This is a genomic window from Haliea atlantica, from assembly GCF_054779855.1.
The window spans coordinates 496,177-513,035 of the sequence record NZ_BAAGXL010000003.1 but is presented as its reverse complement, the minus strand read 5'-3'; the positions used below and the strand labels follow the sequence as shown (position 1 = coordinate 513,035).

The window sequence follows — 16,859 nt, the reverse complement described above, 5'->3', positions numbered from 1 at the left end:
CGGCATGACGCTCTGGCGGCCAATCATTTTCATTTGCGGGCAGCTGCTGCTGGTCATGGCGCTGCTGATGGGGCTGGTGGCTGCCTTCTCCGTGCTGCGGGGGGACCCGGAAACCGGCGTCTTTTTCCGCTCTGCCCTGATCACCCTGGGTATCGGGCTGGCCATGCTGGCCTGGGGGCGCACACGACACTTTCACCTGGTGGCCAGGCAGCTGTACCTGTTGACCACCGCCGCCTGGCTGCTGATGTCACTGGCGGGTGCCCTGCCGCTGTTTTTCAGCCATTTCCAGTTGAGTTTTACCGACGCAGTCTTCGAGGCGGTGTCCGGGATCACCACGACCGGCTCCACGGTACTCTCCGGCATCGAGACCCTGGCGCCCAGTCTGCTGTTGTGGCGCTCGCTCCTGCAGTGGCTGGGGGGGCTGGGGGTGATCGGCATGGCGGTGTCGATCCTGCCCTACCTGCGCATCGGCGGCATGCGCCTGTTTCATACCGAATCCTCCGACTGGTCGGAAAAATCCATGCCGCGGATCCAGACCCTGGCGCGCCTGCTGCTGGTGACCTATCTCGCGATCACCCTGGCCTGCACGCTGGCCTACGCGGCGGTGGGCATGGGCTGGTTTGACGCGGTGAATCACGCCATGACCACCGTGTCCACCGGCGGTTACGCCACAGACGACCGCTCCCTCGGTCGCTTCGACAGCCCGGTGCTGTGGGTTGCCAGCCTGTTCATGCTGGTCGGCGCGCTGCCCTTCACCGTGATTATCGGCTTTGCCCGGCGTCCCTCCCTGGCGATTCTCGACAACCAGCAGATTCGCGGGCTGCTGCTCATCGTGCTCAGCCTGACCCTGGTCCTGGCCCTGTACCTGGTGTGGCGCCTCGGCATGGAGCCGGGGGCGGCGGTGACCCAGGCCCTGTTCAACCTGATTTCGGTGATTACCACCACCGGCTTCGCCTCTACCGACTACAGCCTGTGGGGGCCCTTCAGCGTGGCATTGTTTTTCTTCGTTACCTTTATCGGCGGCTGCTCCGGGTCGACCAGCGGCGGCATGAAAGTCTTCCGCTTTCAGCTCAGCGCGCTGTTTCTGCGCCAGCAGGTGCGCAAGCTGATTCATCCGCGGGGCATCTATGTGGCGCTCTACAATGGTCGCCCGCTGCCTGACGACATCATGCTCTCCGCAGTGGCGTTTTCCTTCCTGTTTTTTGTCTGTCTGACCGCGGCGACGCTTCTGCTGGCACTGATGGGGCTCGACCTGGTGACCAGCCTCACCGCCGCGGCCACGGCGCTGACCAACGTCGGCCCGGGTCTCGGCGAGATTGTCGGACCGGCGGGGAATTTTGCCTCCCTGCCGGCCCCCGCCAAGTGGCTGCTATGCTTCGCCATGTTGCTGGGTCGGCTGGAGTTGTTGACCATCATGGTGCTGTTCTCGCGCACCTTCTGGAGAGGCTAGGATGAAACACCCGCGCGCTTTCTCCCGGGAAGACTGGCTGGCGTTGACGCTCCCCTGGCTGGGGCCGCTGCTGGCGACCGGGCTGGGCATGCTGTTGCTGCCGGTGGTGCCGGTGGCGAACCTGGCGCTGGTCTACCTGGCCGGGGTGCTGGTCACTGCCGTTGCGACGCGCTGGCGTCCCGCGCTGCTGAGTGCTGTGCTCAGCTTTCTTGCCTACAACTTCTTTCTCACCGAGCCGCGCTGGTCCTTCGCCATGCGCCACGATGAGGACGTGCTTACGGCGGTCATGCTGGTGGTGGTGGCGGTGATCACCAGTCACCTGGCCGGGCGTCTGAAGGAGCAGGTGACGGCACTGCAGGCGGCGGAGGCCTGGAACAACCTGCAGATGGACTGCGCCAGGAATCTCTCCGCCTGTGTCGACCCGCCCTGCGTGGTCGACACACTCTGCCGGCATTTGCGCAGCGCCTTGGGCTGGCACGTGCGGGCGCTGGAGCTATCGGAGCTGGATGCCTCCGGGGTTCCGGTGGCCGAGCTTCAGCGCGGCGTTGTCTGGCGCGAGGATCGCGCCGGGGCGTCGGTATTGCTCGGCGATGACCGCGGCCGCCCGGTTGCCGGCCTGCGCGTTTCGGCGGCGCAGCCGGTGAGCGACTGGCACCGCGACCGGCTGGAGGTATTGACCCGGGTGGCCCGGCTTGCCTGGGGGCGTGTGCAGCTGGCGGAGTCCCTGCGCGAGGAAACCCTGGGCAAGGAACGGGAGCAGCTGCGCGCGGCGCTGCTCTCCTCGGTGTCCCACGATCTGCGTACGCCGCTGTCCAGCATGATCGGCTCGGTTTCCAGCCTGATTGACCTGGCGGATGCCCTGGGACCCGAGCAGCGCCGGGAGCTGCTCGGCAATACCCTGAGCGAGGCGCGGCGCCTGGACCGCTACATTCAGAAGCTGCTGGACATGACTCGCCTCGGTCACGGGGAGCTGACCCTGGACCGCGACTGGGTGGGCCTGGACGACATCGTCAGCGTGGTACTCCGTCGTTTGCAGCCCCTGCTGGGCCAGGTCGAGATCAAGCTGGAACTGCCCGCGGACCTGCCGCTGCTCTACGTCCACCCGGCCCTGATCGAACAGGCCTTGTTCAACGTGCTGGAGAATGCCCTGCGCTTCTCGCCCGCCGAGGGTCGCATCTGGCTCAGCGCCGAGCGCGCCGGGGACAGCGTTGTCATCGACGTGCGGGACAGCGGCCCGGGCATACCCCCCGCCCAGCGCGAGCAGGTCTTCGACATGTTCCATACCTTCAGCCACGGCGATCAGTACGCCGCGGGCAGTGGCCTGGGCCTGGCGATCTGCCGCAGCATCCTGGCGGCCCACGGCGGCGCGGTCGAGGTGTTGGACAGCCCGCCGGGGCAGGGGGCGGTTCTGCGCATGACCCTGCCCCTGGTTCGCCCGCCGCGCGGGGAAAAGGAGGACGCGTGAGCCGGATTCTGGTGATCGATGATGAACCGCAGATTCGCCGCTTTTTATCCATTGGTCTGGAATCCCAGGGCTACACGGTGGTGTTGGCCGAGGACGCCCGGGCGGGCCTGCAGGCGCTGGTGCTCGAGCAGCCGGACCTGGTGATCATGGACCTCGGCTTGCCGGACATGGACGGCCAGGCCCTGTTGCTGCAGCTGCGCGAGATCTTTGCCGGCCCGGTGCTGATTCTGTCGGTGCGCAGCAGCGAGCGGGAGAAGGTCCGGGCGCTGGACAGCGGCGCCAACGACTATGTGGAGAAACCTTTCGGGGTGGCTGAATTGCTGGCACGGGTCAGAAGCCTGCTGCGGCACGTGGCCGCGCGCGAACCGGCGCTGGGGAATTACCACGATGGCCATCTGGCGGTGGACTTTCCCGGCCGGCGGGTGGCGGTGAACGGCACCGAGGTGCATCTCTCGCGCAAGGAGTTCGAGCTGTTGCGGCAGCTGATGGAGCATCCGGGGCGCATCGTCACCCAGCAGCAGCTGCTGGATGCCGTGTGGGGTCCCGGGCACCGCGAGGATACCCACTACCTGCGGGTGTTTATCGGCCGCCTGCGGGCCAAGCTGGGTGACCCGCCGACCGCGCCGCAATACATCCAGACCGAGACCGGTGTGGGTTACCGATTCCTGGGACAGGGGGACTGATCATGCGCATTGTGATTCTGGGTGCCGGACAGGTCGGCGGCTCCCTGGCGGAGTACCTGGTGGGGGAGGGCAACGACGTCACCGTGGTGGACTGCGACAACCCGCGCCTGCAGGCCTTGCAGGACAAGTTCGACCTGCGTGTGGTCTGTGGCCAGGCCTCGCACCCGCGCGTGCTGCGCCTGGCCGGGGTCGACGACGTCGACATGCTGGTGGCGGTGACCAGCAGTGACGAGATCAACATGGTCGCCTGCCAGGTGGCGCGGCGCCTGTTCCGTGTGCCCAAGACCATCGCCCGGGTGCGCGAGTCGGACTACCTGGCCCAGGAGGACGCCCTGTTCGGCCCCGAGGGCTTTCCGGTGGATGTGCTGATCAGCCCGGAGGCCCTGGTCACCCGGCGGCTGGAGCACCTGTTGACCTATGCCGGCGCCCTGCAGGTGCTGGACTTCGCCCAGGGCCGGGTGCAACTGGTGGCGGTGCGCGCGGGCTATGGCGGCGCCCTGGTGGGCCGCGAAATCGCCGAGCTGCGGCGCCTGGCGCCCGGGCGCGATGCCCGGGTGGTGGCGATTTTCCGCCGCGACCGCGCGCTGATGCCCCGGGGCGACACCGTGGTGGAGGAGGGCGACGAGGTTTTCTTCATCAGCAGCCGCCAGGACTCCCGGGAGATCATGCATCTGTTGCGCCCCCAGGATCGACCCTACCGGCGGGTGATGATCGCCGGTGGCGGCAACATCGGCGCGCGCCTGGCGGGGGACATCCAGGCGCAGTTCCGGGTCAAGGTGGTGGAGTGTTCACTGCCCCGCTGCGAAGTGCTGTCCCAGCAGTTGCGGCAGACCACCGTGCTCCACGGCGAGGCCACCGATCCGGATTTGCTGACCGAGGAGGGCATTGCCGGTATCGACGCCTTTCTCGCGGTGACCAACGACGACGAGGCCAACATCATGGCCTCCATGCTGGCGGCCCGCCTTGGGGCGCGCACCGTGATCACCCTGATCAACAACCGCGTCTACGTGGACCTGATCCAGGGCGGCCCGATCGACATCGCCATCTCGCCCCAGCAGTCCACCATCGGTGCGCTGCTGACCTACGTGCGCCGGGGCGATGTGGTGGCAGTGCACGCCCTGCGCCGGGGCGCGGCGGAGGCGATCGAGGCGGTGGCCCACGGCGACCGCGACAGCTCGCGGGTGGTGGGGCGGCGCATCGGCGAGCTCGCCCTCCCGGCCGGCACCCTGCTGGGGGCAATCATTCGCGGGGAAGAGGTGATGGTGGCCCACGACGATGTGGAAATTGCCGCCGAAGACCACGTGATTCTGTTTGTCGCCGACAAGCGCGCGGTGAAGCAGGTGGAGAAGCTGTTCCAGGTCGGCCTGGGTTTCTTCTAGCGCAGTGCCAGCTCGCCCGGCGGCCTTCCGCTGGGGCGGGCTCAGCCCTGACTGTCGGGTTCCAGCACGGTGTCGGCGGCCTCGGCCAGGGTGTCCGGGTAGTCGAGGGTGTAGTGCAGGCCGCGGCTCTCCCGCCGCTGCTGGGCACAGCGGATCATCAGCTCCGCCACCATCGCCAGGTTGCGCAATTCCAGCAGGTCGTTGCTGACCTTGTAGTTGCTGTAGTACTCGGCGATTTCCCGCTGCAGCAGCTGGATGCGGTGTTCGGCCCGGGCCAGGCGCTTGTTGGTGCGCACGATGCCCACGTAGTCCCACATGAAGCGGCGCAGCTCGTCCCAGTTGTGGGAGATCACCACGTCCTCGTCGGAGTCGGTGACCTGGCTCTCGTCCCAGTCCGGCGCCGACCGTGGCGCCTGGGTCGCCTCGATTGTTGCCGCGATATCCTTCGCCGCCGACTCGGCGTAGACGATGCACTCGAGCAGGGAATTGCTGGCCATGCGGTTGGCACCGTGGAGGCCGGTGCAGGAGGTCTCGCCAATCACATACAGCCCCGCCACGTCGCTGCGCCCGGCGGTATCCACCACCACGCCGCCGCAGGTGTAGTGGGCGGCGGGCACCACCGGAATCGGCTCCGCGGCGATGTCGATGCCCAGCTCCCGGCAGCGGGCGCTGATGGTGGGGAAGTGTTCCTCGAGGAACTCCCGCGGCTTGTGGGAGATATCCAGGTACACGCAGTCCAGGCCCAGGCGCTTCATCTCGTGGTCGATGGCCCGGGCCACCACGTCCCGGGGCGCCAGTTCGGCGCGCTCGTCGAAACGCGGCATGAAGCGAGTGCCGTCCGGCAGGCGCAGCAGGCCACCCTCGCCGCGGATTGCCTCGGTGATCAGGAAGGACTTCGCCTTGGGGTGGTAGAGACAGGTGGGGTGGAACTGGTTGAACTCGAGGTTGGCCACGCGGCAGCCGGCGCGCCAGGCCATGGCGATGCCGTCGCCGCTGGCGCCGTCGGGGTTGCTGGTGTAGAGATAGGCCTTGCTGGCACCGCCGGTGGCCAATACCACTTTGCGCGCCTGGTAGAGGTCCACGCAATCGCGCTCGCGGTCGAGCAGGTAGGCGCCCTCGCAGCGCCCCTCGCGCACCACCAGGTCCACCGCCACCCGCTGGCTGAAGACCTCGATATTGTCTGCCTCCAGCACCCGCCGGGTGAGGACCTCGGAAATCGTCTGGCCGGTGTGGTCGGCGGCGTGGATGATGCGGCGGTGACTGTGTCCGCCCTCCATCGCCAAGTGGAAGTGGCCGGGCTCCTCCGCCGAGGCATCGAAATTGACCCCCTGTTCCACCAGCCACTCGACGCAGCGCCGGCTGTTGCGCACGGTGAACTCGACCGCTTCACGCTGGCAGAGACCGGCGCCGGCAATCAGCGTATCCTCCACGTGGGCGTCGACGGAGTCGGTGGCGTCGAGTACCGCCGCCATGCCGCCCTGGGCCCAGTAGGTGGAGCCCTCGTTGAGGTCGCCCTTGCAGACCAGGGCGATGCGCAGGTGGCGGGGGAGACGCAGGGCCACGCTAAGACCGGCAGCGCCGCTGCCGATGACCAGAACATCGTGTTGGAAAAGCCGGCTCGACATGATTTCGGTGCTTGCTGCCTGTATGTTGTCAAATATATTATGCAGCTCAATAACTTACGAATCGAGCCATCGGGGTCGCGAGTATAAACGAGGTGGCGGTCAGGAAGGAAATCGGGGATTGCGGAACTTTTGCGGCAGAAAAATTTCATACAGGCGGCGCGATGCTAAGGCAGCGCATGCCGGCGCAGTGCTGCGCCCGGCCAGGGAGGGGAGGGGAGCATGACGGCCGCGCCGACGGACCAGCAGCTGGTCGCCAAGGTACAGAAGGGCGACTCGCGGGCCTTTGACATGCTGGTACTGAAATACCAGCACCGTATTTTTGGACTCATCGGTCGCTATATTCACGACCCGGACGAAGTGCAGGATGTCGCACAGGAAGCGTTTATCAAGGCGTATCGGGCGCTACCCAAGTTTCGCGGTGACAGCGCCTTCTACACCTGGCTCTACCGGATTGCCATCAATACGGCCAAGAATCACCTGGTCTCCCGCTCCCGCCGCCCGCCGGGCTCGGACGTGGAGATCGCCGACGCCGAGCACTACGAAGGTGCCGGCGCACTGCGGGAAATCGAGACTCCGGAAAACGCTCTCTTCGGTGATGAACTCAAGACCGTGGTGGAGCGGGCATTACACGATTTGCCCGATGATTTGCGAACAGCGGTAACTTTGCGTGAATTTGATGGTCTCAGCTACGAGGACATCGCGGAGGTCATGGATTGCCCCGTCGGCACCGTGCGTTCGCGGATCTTTCGGGCCCGAGAGGCCATCGACAAGCAGGTCAGGCTGCAACTGGACGGCGAGTCCTGAAGCCTGTCGAGTCACAACCCACTCGCGCGGCGGCGCGGAGGACAGCAACAATGACGGAACAACTGCGTGAATCCCTGTCGGCTCTCATGGACGATGAGGCCAACGAACTGGAACTGGAACGCGTATTGTCGCGAATCGGGCAGGACAGTGAATTGCGCGGAACCTGGGTGCGCTACCAGGCCGTGCGCGCCGCGACCAGCGGCCAGGGCGCAGCGTCGATGGAGTGGGATATTTCCGGCCGGGTGATGGCCAGTATCGGCGAGCAGGAAAGTCCTGCCACCGCCGCGCGCTGGCAGCGCATGCTGCGCCCCCTGGGCGGCTTCGCCGTCGCGGCCTCGGTGGCGGCGGTGGTCGTGGTCGGTGGCCAGCAGTGGTCGCAGACACAGGCGCCGGTGGAAGTGGCCAGCCAGTCCGCGGCGGCGCCGGCGCTCGGTTTTGTGAACACCCTCGGCGGTGCACCGGTCCAGGCGAGCCTGGGCAGTGGCAGCGGCGCCGAGCTTGAACTGACACCGGCGGTTCGCACCGCCTACCACGAGCTGGCCCGGCAGCGCATGCTGATGTACAGCCAGCAGCACGCCGAGCAGGCCGCCCTGAATACCCCCCAGGGCCTGATCCCCTACGCCCGGGTTCCCCGCATCGAGGAATGAGGTCACGCGTGAAAGCGGCGATCGGCGCACTCGCAGTACTCTGGTTCTCGCTGGCGGCCCCGGCACACTCGGCCCCGGCCGACTGCCCTGCAGCGGACACGGAGGCCCTGGGCTGGCTGGAGCGCATGTCCCGCAGCCACCAGGAACTCTCCTATCGCGGCGTCGTGACCCTGCAGCGGGGCGATGATTTGCAGGTCTTGCGGGTGGTGCACAATGTGCGCGACGGACGCACCGAGGAGCATCTCACCCGCCTCACCGGCCAGGACGCCCGGGTGACCCGCGCCCATCCCCAGGATTGCCTGCACCCCGGCCACACCCTGCTGCGCACCGCCGACGGCACCGAGGTCAATATCTGCCATCTGGCGCGCCACTATCGCTTCCAGGTCGAGGACGGCGAGCGTGTCGCCGGTCGCAGTACGGTGCGGGTCAGCGCCCTGCCGCGCGACATGTATCGCTATGCCCACATTTTCGAGCTGGACCGGGACACCGGCCTGTTGTTGCGTTCGCTCATCCTCGCCCGCGATGAGCGCGTGCTGGAGCGGGTGCAGTTTGCCGAGCTGAGCATCGGTGATGCCCCGGACACGGGTGGCGCGGCTGCCGTGGAGCACCGGGCCGATCACCCCCATCCCGACCAGGGGCCACCGGCCGAGACCGTCGGGCTGCCCTGGCAGCCAGGCTGGTTGCCGGAAGGGTTTACCCGCACTGACAGCGCCGCGGCGACTCACCCCCGGCGTACCTTCACCGATGGCCTGGTGGTGTTTTCCGTGTTCCTGGAGCCGTTGCGCGAGGGGATCCGCCCCGGTGAGGGGCTGGTGCGGGAGGGCAGTACTGCCTCCTACACCCGCGGCCTGGTACTGGCGGAGCGGCCGGTGCTGGTCACAGTGATTGGCGAAGTGCCGGTGAATACCGCGCGCATGGTCGCCGACGGCGTACGGCTGGAGCCCTGAATGCTGACCGAAACCGGACGTGTAGTGGCCGTGGACGATGACGGCCTGTGGGTTGAAACCGTGCGACGCAGCACCTGCAATGCCTGCGGTGTGCGCCAGGGCTGCGGCCACGGCCTGCTGGAGCGGGTGCGCGAGGGGCAGCGGGGCCTGATCCGGGTGCTGCCCGGCGAGGCCGGGCCCGGCGACTGCCGTATCGACGACCAGGTGCGCATCAGCATCCCGGAAAGTCTGTTGCTGCGCGCGTCTCTGCTGCTCTACCTGTTGCCCCTGGCGACCCTGCTTGCCGGCGCCGCGCTGGGGGCCGCACTGGCCCCCGCAGCCAGCAGCGACCCGGCGGCCATGGCCGGCGCTGCCCTCGGACTGTGCCTGGGCCTGGCGGTGGTGCGCTGGCACGCCTGGCGCCACCGCGACAATCCCGAGATGCAACCGGTCCTGCTGGCCGTGCTGCCCCGCGGCGAGCCCGCGGCCCCGGACCCCGCCGCTGTGCTGGCGCGCAGCGCTTCCTGACGACACATTTTTCGCAAGTGGATGGTGATATGACAATCAAGATGCCCATGCCCCTGTTGTTCCTGTGCGCGCTGCTGCTGATGGCGCCGGCACTCGAGGCACGCAACCTCCCCGAGTTCCGCGATGTGGTGGAGCAGGGTTCACCGGCCGTGGTCAAGATCATGGTGCAGTCCAGCGGCGGCCGGGCGAGCAATGCGCCGCCCTTCGATTCCGAGGAGATTCCCGAATACCTGCGGCGCTTCTTCGAGTACCGCGGTGCGCCGCCGCAGCCGCGGGCGCGGATGTCCATGGGCTCCGGCTTCATCATCAGTGACGACGGCTATATCGTGACCAACAACCACGTGGTGGAAGGTGCCGACGCCGTGGTCGTGCGCATGATCGATCGCCGGGAGTTCGACGCCGAAGTGATCGGCACCGACCCCCGCTCCGACCTGGCCCTGCTGCGCATCGACGCCGAGGACCTACCCTTCCTTGAGCTGGAGCCCGACGACACGCTCCGCGTGGGGGAATGGGTGCTGGCCATCGGCTCGCCCTTTGGGCTCGATTACTCGGTGACCGCGGGCATCGTCAGTGCCATGGGCCGCAGTCTGCCCACCGAGCAGGGCGAGAACTACGTTCCCTTCATCCAGACCGACGTCGCCATCAACCCCGGCAACTCCGGCGGCCCGCTGTTCAATCTCGACGGCGAGGTTGTGGGGGTGAATTCCCAGATCTTCACCCGCAGTGGCGGCTCCATCGGCCTGTCCTTCGCCATTCCCGCGTCGGTGGTGCGCAATGTGGTGGAGCAGCTGCGCGAGGATGGCAAGGTGGTGCGGGGCTGGCTCGGCGTGACCATCCAGGATGTCGACCGGACCCTGGCCGAGTCCTTCGGGCTGGATCGTCCCCAGGGCGCCCTGGTGTCCCAGGTGGCGCCGGACAGCCCCGCCGGCAAGGCGGGCCTGGAACCGGGTGACGTCATTCTCACCTTCGACGGCAAGGAGATCGACTCCTCCGCGGACCTGCCCCATGTGGTGGGCCTGATTGCCCCGGGCGAGACCGTGCCGGTGGAGCTGATCCGCGAGCGCAAGCGGCGCACCCTCAAGGTCGAGGTCGGCGGGCTGGATGCCGACGACAGCTTCGCTCTGCTCAATGACCGCGGCCAGGCCAGTGACGGCAACCGGCTGGGTCTGTCCGTGGAGACCGCGCCGCCGGAGGCCCTGCAGCGCTTCGGCATCAGCGGTGGCGTGGTGGTGCGCCAGGTGGCCCCCGATTCGGTGGCCGCGGAGTCCGGTATTGTCGCCGGTGACGTGATTACCCTGCTGGGCTCGACTCCGACCAAGGACGTCGACAGCTTCCAGCGTGCCGTGGGTGAACTGAAGGCCGGCGAGTCAGTACCGGTGCGGCTGATCCGCCGCGGCAACCCGATGTTTATCGGCCTCAAGCTGCCGCAATAGGCGGCGTTCCTCTGCCGGGCGCCCCCGCACGGGGGTGCATGGCAGCGGCGGGGGAATCAGGGTACAATCCCGCGTCCTTTCGCCGGGCTCACCCCCGGCGCCAACCCCTGACTTCGAGCCGAGCCTGTTTGCGTGAGCGACCTCAGCCATATCCGCAATTTTTCCATCATTGCCCACATCGACCACGGCAAGTCCACCCTGGCCGACCGCTTCATCCAGTACTGCGGGGGGCTGAGCGACCGCGAGATGGCCGAGCAGGTGCTCGACTCGATGGATATCGAGCGCGAGCGCGGCATCACCATCAAGGCCCAGAGCGTGACCCTCGACTACACCGCCCGCGACGGCAAGGTGTACCAGCTCAATTTCATTGACACCCCGGGGCACGTGGACTTCTCCTATGAAGTGTCACGCTCCCTGTCTGCCTGCGAGGGCGCCCTGCTGGTGGTGGACGCCGGCCAGGGGGTCGAGGCGCAGTCGGTGGCCAACTGCTACACCGCCATCGAGCAGGGCCTGGAAGTCCTGCCCATCCTCAACAAGATGGACCTGCCCCAGGCGGACCCGGACAAGGTGCGCGCCGAGATCGAGGACATCATCGGTATCGATGCCACCACGGCCTGCCTGGTCAGTGCCAAGACCGGCCTCGGCATCGAGGATGCCCTGGAATACCTGGTGGAAAACATTCCACCCCCCGAGGGCGACCGCGACGCCCCCCTGCAGGCCCTGATCATCGACTCCTGGTTCGACAACTACCTGGGCGTGGTCTCCCTGGTGCGGGTCAAGCAGGGGCAGCTGCGCAAGCGCGACAAGATCATTCCCAAGTCCACCGGCAAGGCCCACCAGGTGGACGCCGTGGGTATCTTTACCCCCAAGCGGCTGGAGACCGGTGTCCTGCGCGCCGGTGAAGTGGGCTTCGTGGTCGCCGGCATCAAGGACATCCAGGGGGCCCCGGTGGGGGATACCCTGGTCAATGCCCAGCAGCCGGATGTGCCGGCCCTGCCCGGCTTCAAGAAGGTGAAGCCCCAGGTCTACGCCGGCATTTTCACCATCTCCACCGATGACTACGAGGATTTCCGCGAGGCCCTGGCCAAGCTGACCCTCAACGACGCCTCGCTGTTCTACGAGCCGGAAACCTCCGATGCCCTGGGCTTCGGTTTCCGCTGCGGCTTCCTCGGCATGCTGCACATGGAGATTATCCAGGAGCGCCTGGAGCGCGAGTACGACCTGGACCTGATCACCACGGCGCCCACCGTGGTCTACGAGATCGAAAAGAAAGACGGCGAGGTGGTCTACGTCGACAACCCCTCGCGGCTGCCGGAAACCGGCGAAATCGAGGAAATGCGCGAGCCGATCGCCCGCTGCAGCATCCTGGTCCCCCAGGACTACCTGGGCAATGTGATTACCCTCTGTTCGGAAAAGCGCGGCAACCAGATCGACATGCAGTTCCTCGGCACCCAGGTGTCGGTGGTCTACGACATTCCCCTGGCCGAGGTGGTGCTGGACTTCTTCGACCGCATCAAGTCGGTCAGCCGGGGCTACGCCTCCCTCGACTACAGCTTCGACCGCTTCGAGCCCGCCCAGCTGGCGCGCCTGGATGTCCTGATCAACGGCGAGCGCGTCGACGCCCTGGCGGTGATCGTGCACCGCGATCAGATCCAGCACCGCGGCCGGGTGCTGACCGACAAGATGAAGGAGCTGATCCCGCGGCAGATGTTCGACGTGGCGATCCAGGCGGCGGTGGGCGGCAAGGTGGTCGCCCGCACCACGGTCAAGGCACTGCGCAAGAACGTGACCGCCAAGTGCTACGGCGGTGACGCCACGCGCAAGAAAAAACTGCTGGAGAAACAAAAAGCCGGCAAGAAGCGCATGAAACAGGTCGGCTCGGTGGAAATTCCCCAGTCCGCCTTTCTTGCCGTCCTCAAGGTGGATTAAAGCCCATGGCAATCGACTTTCCCCTGGTTCTGGTCATCCTGGTATTCGGCAGTGGCCTGATCTGGCTGTTTGACGCGCTGGTCCTGGCGCCCAAGCGCCGGCTGGTAGAGCGGGACCTGCAGGCCCAGTGGCCCGCCTGGGAACGTGAGGGGAGCGTCGACCAGCAGCGCTACCGCGAGGCTGTCGAGAGCCGCGCGGCCGAGCCCACGCTGGTGGAGTATTCGCGGTCTTTCTTCCCGGTGCTGTTTGTGGTCTTCGTGCTCCGTTCCTTCCTGGTGGAGCCCTTTCAGATCCCGTCCTCGTCCATGGTGCCGACCCTGGAGGTGGGCGACTACATCCTGGTCAACAAGTTCACCTACGGTATCCGCCTGCCGGTGGTGCGCACCAAGGTACTGGACCTCGGCGAACCGGAGCGGGGCGACGTGATGGTGTTTTTCCCGCCGCACATGAACGACACCTACTACATCAAGCGGGTCATCGGCATTCCCGGGGACACCGTCAGCTATCGCAACAAGCGGCTCTTCGTCAACGGCGAGGCCCTGCCGATCGAGCCCCTGGCCGTGGTGCCCGAGGGCCGCTCGCGCTACCAGGTGGCCCTGGAGACCCTGGGCGACGAGCCGCACCTGGCCCAGGTCGACCTGAGCCGCTCCGGGCGCGACTTCACCGTGGTGGTGGAGCCGGGCCACTACTTCATGATGGGCGACAACCGCGACAACAGCAGTGACAGCCGGGTCTGGGGACTGGTGCCGGAAAAGGATATAGTAGGCAAGGCCTTCGCCATCTGGATGCACTGGGAGTCCCTGCTCAGCCTGCCCAGTTTCAGCCGCGTGGGCCTGATTAAATAACCCAGCGGAGAGCCCTGCCAATGCAAATGCGACAGCGTCAGGGGGGCATGTCCCTCCCCGGTATGCTGACCATCGCGGTGATGGTCGGTTTTTTCGTCATGGCCGGTATTCGCATGGCGCCGAGTTACTTTGAATACATGGCGGTGCGCGATGTGGTCGAGCGCGTGGCCCAGGAACACGATCCCGCCACTGAAACCATTGCCGATATCCGTCGCCGGATATCCAATCTCTTCAACACCAACCAGATCTACGGCCTCAAGCCGGGGGATATCGAGATCTACCGCGAAGACGGGCAGACCTGGATCGACGCCCGCTACGAGGCGCGCATCCCCCTGGTGGCCAATATCGATGCGGTGATCAGTTTTGATGACCTGCTGGTGGAGGCGGGGGAGCGGCGGGCCCGCTAGCCAATGAACGACCTGCAAGCACTTGAGCGCCGCCTGGGCTACCCGTTCCGGGACCGGGAACTGCTGTCCCTGGCCCTGCGCCACCGCAGTGTGGCGGGGGGCAACAACGAGCGCCTGGAATTCCTCGGTGACTCCGTGCTCAACCACGTGATTGCCGAGTTCCTGTACCAGCGCTTTCCCCGCGCCCGGGAGGGCCAGCTCAGCCGGCTGCGCGCCAGCCTGGTGAAGGGCGAAACCCTGGCCGAGCTGGGTCGCGAGCTGGGGCTGGGGGAGTACATGGTGCTCGGGCCCGGCGAGCGCAAGAGCGGGGGGCATCGCCGCGGTTCCATTCTCGCGGACGCGGTGGAGGCCATTGCCGGCGCGATCCTGCTCGACAGCGACATTGAACGCTGCCGCGAGTGCCTGTTGCGCTGGTTTGGCGATCGCCTCGAGAACCTGCCCCCGGAGGCGGCGGAGAAGGATGCCAAGACGCGCCTGCAGGAATGGCTGCAGGGGCGGGGCAAGGGCCTGCCCGACTATACCCTGCTGGGCGTGCAGGGGGCGGATCACCGCCAGCAGTTCCGGGTCGTCTGCCGCCTCGCGGACCTGGACATGACTTTCGAGGGGCAGGACAGCAGTCGGCGACGGGCGGAGCAACGCGCGGCGGCGGCGGCACTGGAGGCACTGGATGGCTGAGATGGCTGAGATGGCTGAGATGGAACACACCACGCGCTGCGGCTATGTGGCGCTGGTGGGGCGCCCCAATGTGGGCAAGTCGACCCTGCTCAACCACCTGTTGGGGCAGAAGATCAGCATTACCTCGCGCAAGCCGCAGACCACCCGTCACCAGGTCCTGGGCATCAAGTCCGAGGGCGACTGCCAGGTGGTCTTCGTGGATACCCCCGGCCTGCACCGGGACGAGCCCCGGGCCATCAACCGCTACATGAACCGCGCCGCCGCCAGCGCCATCCGCGATGTCGACCTGGTGGTCATGGTGGCCGACCGCACCGCCTGGACCGAGGAAGACGAGTGGGTGCTGCAGCAGGTGCAGCGCAGCGAGTTGCCGGCGATCCTGGTGCTGAACAAGGTCGACCTGCTGGCCGAGAAGGGGCAACTGCTGCCGCACCTGCAGGCCCTGCAGGAGAAGGGCGACTTCCAGGCCATCATTCCCCTGTCCGCCCTGCGCGGGCAGAACCTGCAGGCGCTGGAGGATGAGATCGCCGGGCGCTTGCCCGAGGCGCCGTTCTTCTTCCCTGAGGAGCAGATTACCGATCGCAGCCAGCGCTTCCTGGCGGCGGAAATCGTGCGCGAAAAGATCATGCGTCAGCTCGGCGACGAGCTGCCCTACGCGACCACCGTCGAGATCGAGGACTTCGCCGTGGACGGGGGCATGCTGCATATTCACGCCCTGATCCTGGTCGAGCGCAGCGGGCAGAAGCGTATCATTATCGGCGACAAGGGCAGCCGCCTGAAGGCGATTGGCAGCGAGGCTCGCCGCGACATGGAGCGCCTGTTCGACAGCCGTGTCATGCTCAACCTCTGGGTGAAGGTCAAAAGCGGCTGGTCGGATGATGACCGCGCCCTGCGCAGCCTCGGCTACGACGACCGCTGAACGGGCCTGCGGGGTGCGCGTCCAGCTGCAACCGTCCTGGCTACTGCACAGCCGCCCCTACCGCGACAGCAGTCTGCTGCTGGATGTTTTCACCGCCGACTGCGGCCGCCTGGGCCTGGTCGCCCGCGGGGTGCACCGGCGCAGCCGCGGCGGCAGCCTGGGCGCCCATCTGCAGCCCTTCCGCCCCCTCCTGCTCAGCTTCAGCGGCCGCGGTGAACTGCAGCAGCTCACCGCCGTGGAAGCGCCGGGGGCCGCCCTCGGCCTGGCCGGCGAGCGTCTGTTCAGCGGCCTCTACCTCAACGAATTGCTGGTGCGCCTGCTGCAGCGCCAGGATCCCCACCCGGAGCTGTTCGCCGGCTACGGGCTGACCCTGGAGGCGCTGGCGGAGGAGGGCGAGGTCGCTCCTCACCTGCGCGCCTTCGAGAGCCAGCTGCTGGATACCCTGGGCTATCACCTGCAGCCGGATATCGATGCCAGCAGCGGTGAGACGGTGCAGGCGGATCGCTGCTACCACTTCGACCCCGAGAGCGGCCTGTGGCCCGCGGGTGTGGCGCAACCGGGGGGCGCGCCGGTCTACCCGGGGCATCACCTGCTGGCGATGGCCCGCGGGGATTACCGCGGGGAGGTGGCCCGCAGCGCCAAGGGCCTGCTGCGCCAGGCCCTCGCGGTGCACCTGGGGGATCGCCCCCTGCGCAGCCGCGAGCTGTTTCGCGCGCGATTGACCGGGGAGGGGCGGGGATGATTGCCGTGGGCACGGATATTCTCGAGCTGGCGCGGATCGAGGCGGTGCTTGACCGCCAGGGGGAGCGCTTCGCCCGCCGCATTCTCACCGAGGGCGAGTTTGCCGACTACCTGGCCAGTGGCCAGCCGGCGCGTCTGCTGGCGCGGCGCTTCGCCGCCAAGGAGGCGGTGGCCAAGGCCCTGGGGACCGGTATCGGCCGCGGGGTCAGCTGGCAGGATATCCACATCGCCCACGACGCCGCGGGAGCCCCCCGGGTAGAGCTCAATGGCGGTGCGCGAGCGGTGCTGCAGGCGCGGGGTGGGCAGGCGGTGCTGATCAGCATCTCCGACGAGCGGCGCTACAGCGTGGCGTTCGCGGCTCTGGTCTAGCGCGTCACCCGGCTGGCTGCGGGGCGCGCGCTGTGTG

General features: G+C 67.1%; 17 protein-coding genes. 16 read left to right on the top strand and 1 reads right to left on the bottom strand.

The genetic code is table 11. The features are described from left to right. The first annotated feature begins 4 nt into the window (after positions 1-4). The 4 genes from ACYVGS_RS02380 to trkA are packed head-to-tail and all read left to right on the top strand — an operon-like array spanning position 5 to position 4,977. Positions 5-1,450, top strand: a complete 1,446-nt coding sequence (locus ACYVGS_RS02380; protein WP_460587028.1) for a TrkH family potassium uptake protein — start codon at positions 5-7, stop codon at positions 1,448-1,450. 1 nt (position 1,451) lies between these two features. Further along, on the top strand, positions 1,452-2,915 hold the full coding sequence (locus ACYVGS_RS02375) for a sensor histidine kinase (protein WP_460587027.1): 1,464 nt from the start codon (positions 1,452-1,454) through the stop codon (positions 2,913-2,915). Beyond that, complete coding sequence (locus tag ACYVGS_RS02370) at positions 2,912-3,598, top strand: response regulator transcription factor (RefSeq protein ID WP_460587026.1); 687 nt, start codon at positions 2,912-2,914, stop codon at positions 3,596-3,598. The genes ACYVGS_RS02375 and ACYVGS_RS02370 overlap by 4 nt, the downstream gene beginning before the upstream one ends. A gap of 2 nt (positions 3,599-3,600) precedes the next feature. Next, on the top strand, positions 3,601-4,977 hold the full coding sequence (gene trkA / locus ACYVGS_RS02365) for a Trk system potassium transport protein TrkA (RefSeq protein ID WP_460587025.1): 1,377 nt from the start codon (positions 3,601-3,603) through the stop codon (positions 4,975-4,977). Between the two features lie 41 nt (positions 4,978-5,018). Here the strand turns inward: trkA and nadB are convergent, their stop codons facing one another. After that, the gene (gene nadB, locus ACYVGS_RS02360; RefSeq protein WP_460587024.1) at positions 5,019-6,602 is read right to left on the bottom strand and encodes an L-aspartate oxidase; all 1,584 of its coding nucleotides are present in this window, start codon (positions 6,600-6,602) and stop codon (positions 5,019-5,021) included. A 219-nt stretch (positions 6,603-6,821) separates the two neighbouring features. Between nadB and rpoE the strand changes: the two genes are divergently transcribed. The 12 genes from rpoE to acpS all read left to right on the top strand — a co-directional run bounded on the left by rpoE (position 6,822) and on the right by acpS (position 16,822). After that, a complete protein-coding gene (gene rpoE / locus ACYVGS_RS02355) occupies positions 6,822-7,406 on the top strand; it encodes an RNA polymerase sigma factor RpoE (protein WP_460587023.1) in 585 nt (194 codons plus the stop codon). 50 nt (positions 7,407-7,456) lie between these two features. After that, positions 7,457-8,053 carry a sigma-E factor negative regulatory protein gene (locus ACYVGS_RS02350; RefSeq protein WP_460587022.1) on the top strand — a complete coding sequence of 199 codons (597 nt, stop codon included), beginning with the start codon at positions 7,457-7,459 and terminating at the stop codon, positions 8,051-8,053. Between the two features lie 8 nt (positions 8,054-8,061). Next, positions 8,062-9,000, top strand: coding sequence for a MucB/RseB C-terminal domain-containing protein (locus tag ACYVGS_RS02345; protein WP_460587021.1), 939 nt, complete (start codon positions 8,062-8,064; stop codon positions 8,998-9,000). Beyond that, complete coding sequence (locus tag ACYVGS_RS02340) at positions 9,001-9,507, top strand: SoxR reducing system RseC family protein (RefSeq protein ID WP_460587020.1); 507 nt, start codon at positions 9,001-9,003, stop codon at positions 9,505-9,507. A 29-nt stretch (positions 9,508-9,536) separates the two neighbouring features. Further along, complete coding sequence (locus ACYVGS_RS02335) at positions 9,537-10,940, top strand: DegQ family serine endoprotease (protein WP_460587019.1); 1,404 nt, start codon at positions 9,537-9,539, stop codon at positions 10,938-10,940. Positions 10,941-11,072: 132 nt separating this feature from the next. Then, positions 11,073-12,869 carry an elongation factor 4 gene (gene lepA, locus ACYVGS_RS02330; protein ID WP_460587018.1) on the top strand — a complete coding sequence of 599 codons (1,797 nt, stop codon included), beginning with the start codon at positions 11,073-11,075 and terminating at the stop codon, positions 12,867-12,869. A gap of 5 nt (positions 12,870-12,874) precedes the next feature. Next, a complete protein-coding gene (gene lepB, locus ACYVGS_RS02325) occupies positions 12,875-13,714 on the top strand; it encodes a S26 family signal peptidase (protein ID WP_460587017.1) in 840 nt (279 codons plus the stop codon). Positions 13,715-13,734: 20 nt separating this feature from the next. Further along, positions 13,735-14,121: a DUF4845 domain-containing protein gene (locus ACYVGS_RS02320; RefSeq protein WP_460587016.1), complete on the top strand. Its 387-nt coding sequence runs from the start codon at positions 13,735-13,737 to the stop codon at positions 14,119-14,121. A gap of 3 nt (positions 14,122-14,124) precedes the next feature. Then, the gene (gene rnc / locus ACYVGS_RS02315; protein WP_460587015.1) at positions 14,125-14,796 is read left to right on the top strand and encodes a ribonuclease III family protein; all 672 of its coding nucleotides are present in this window, start codon (positions 14,125-14,127) and stop codon (positions 14,794-14,796) included. A 1-nt stretch (position 14,797) separates the two neighbouring features. Next, positions 14,798-15,712 (top strand): GTPase Era, encoded by a 915-nt coding sequence (era, locus tag ACYVGS_RS02310; protein ID WP_460587582.1) that lies wholly within the window; start codon positions 14,798-14,800, stop codon positions 15,710-15,712. Between the two features lie 13 nt (positions 15,713-15,725). Further along, positions 15,726-16,454 carry a DNA repair protein RecO gene (recO, locus tag ACYVGS_RS02305; RefSeq protein ID WP_460587014.1) on the top strand — a complete coding sequence of 243 codons (729 nt, stop codon included), beginning with the start codon at positions 15,726-15,728 and terminating at the stop codon, positions 16,452-16,454. Next, positions 16,451-16,822: a holo-ACP synthase gene (gene acpS / locus ACYVGS_RS02300; RefSeq protein ID WP_460587013.1), complete on the top strand. Its 372-nt coding sequence runs from the start codon at positions 16,451-16,453 to the stop codon at positions 16,820-16,822. Before recO ends, acpS begins: the two co-directional genes overlap by 4 nt. Positions 16,823-16,859 lie beyond the last annotated feature (37 nt).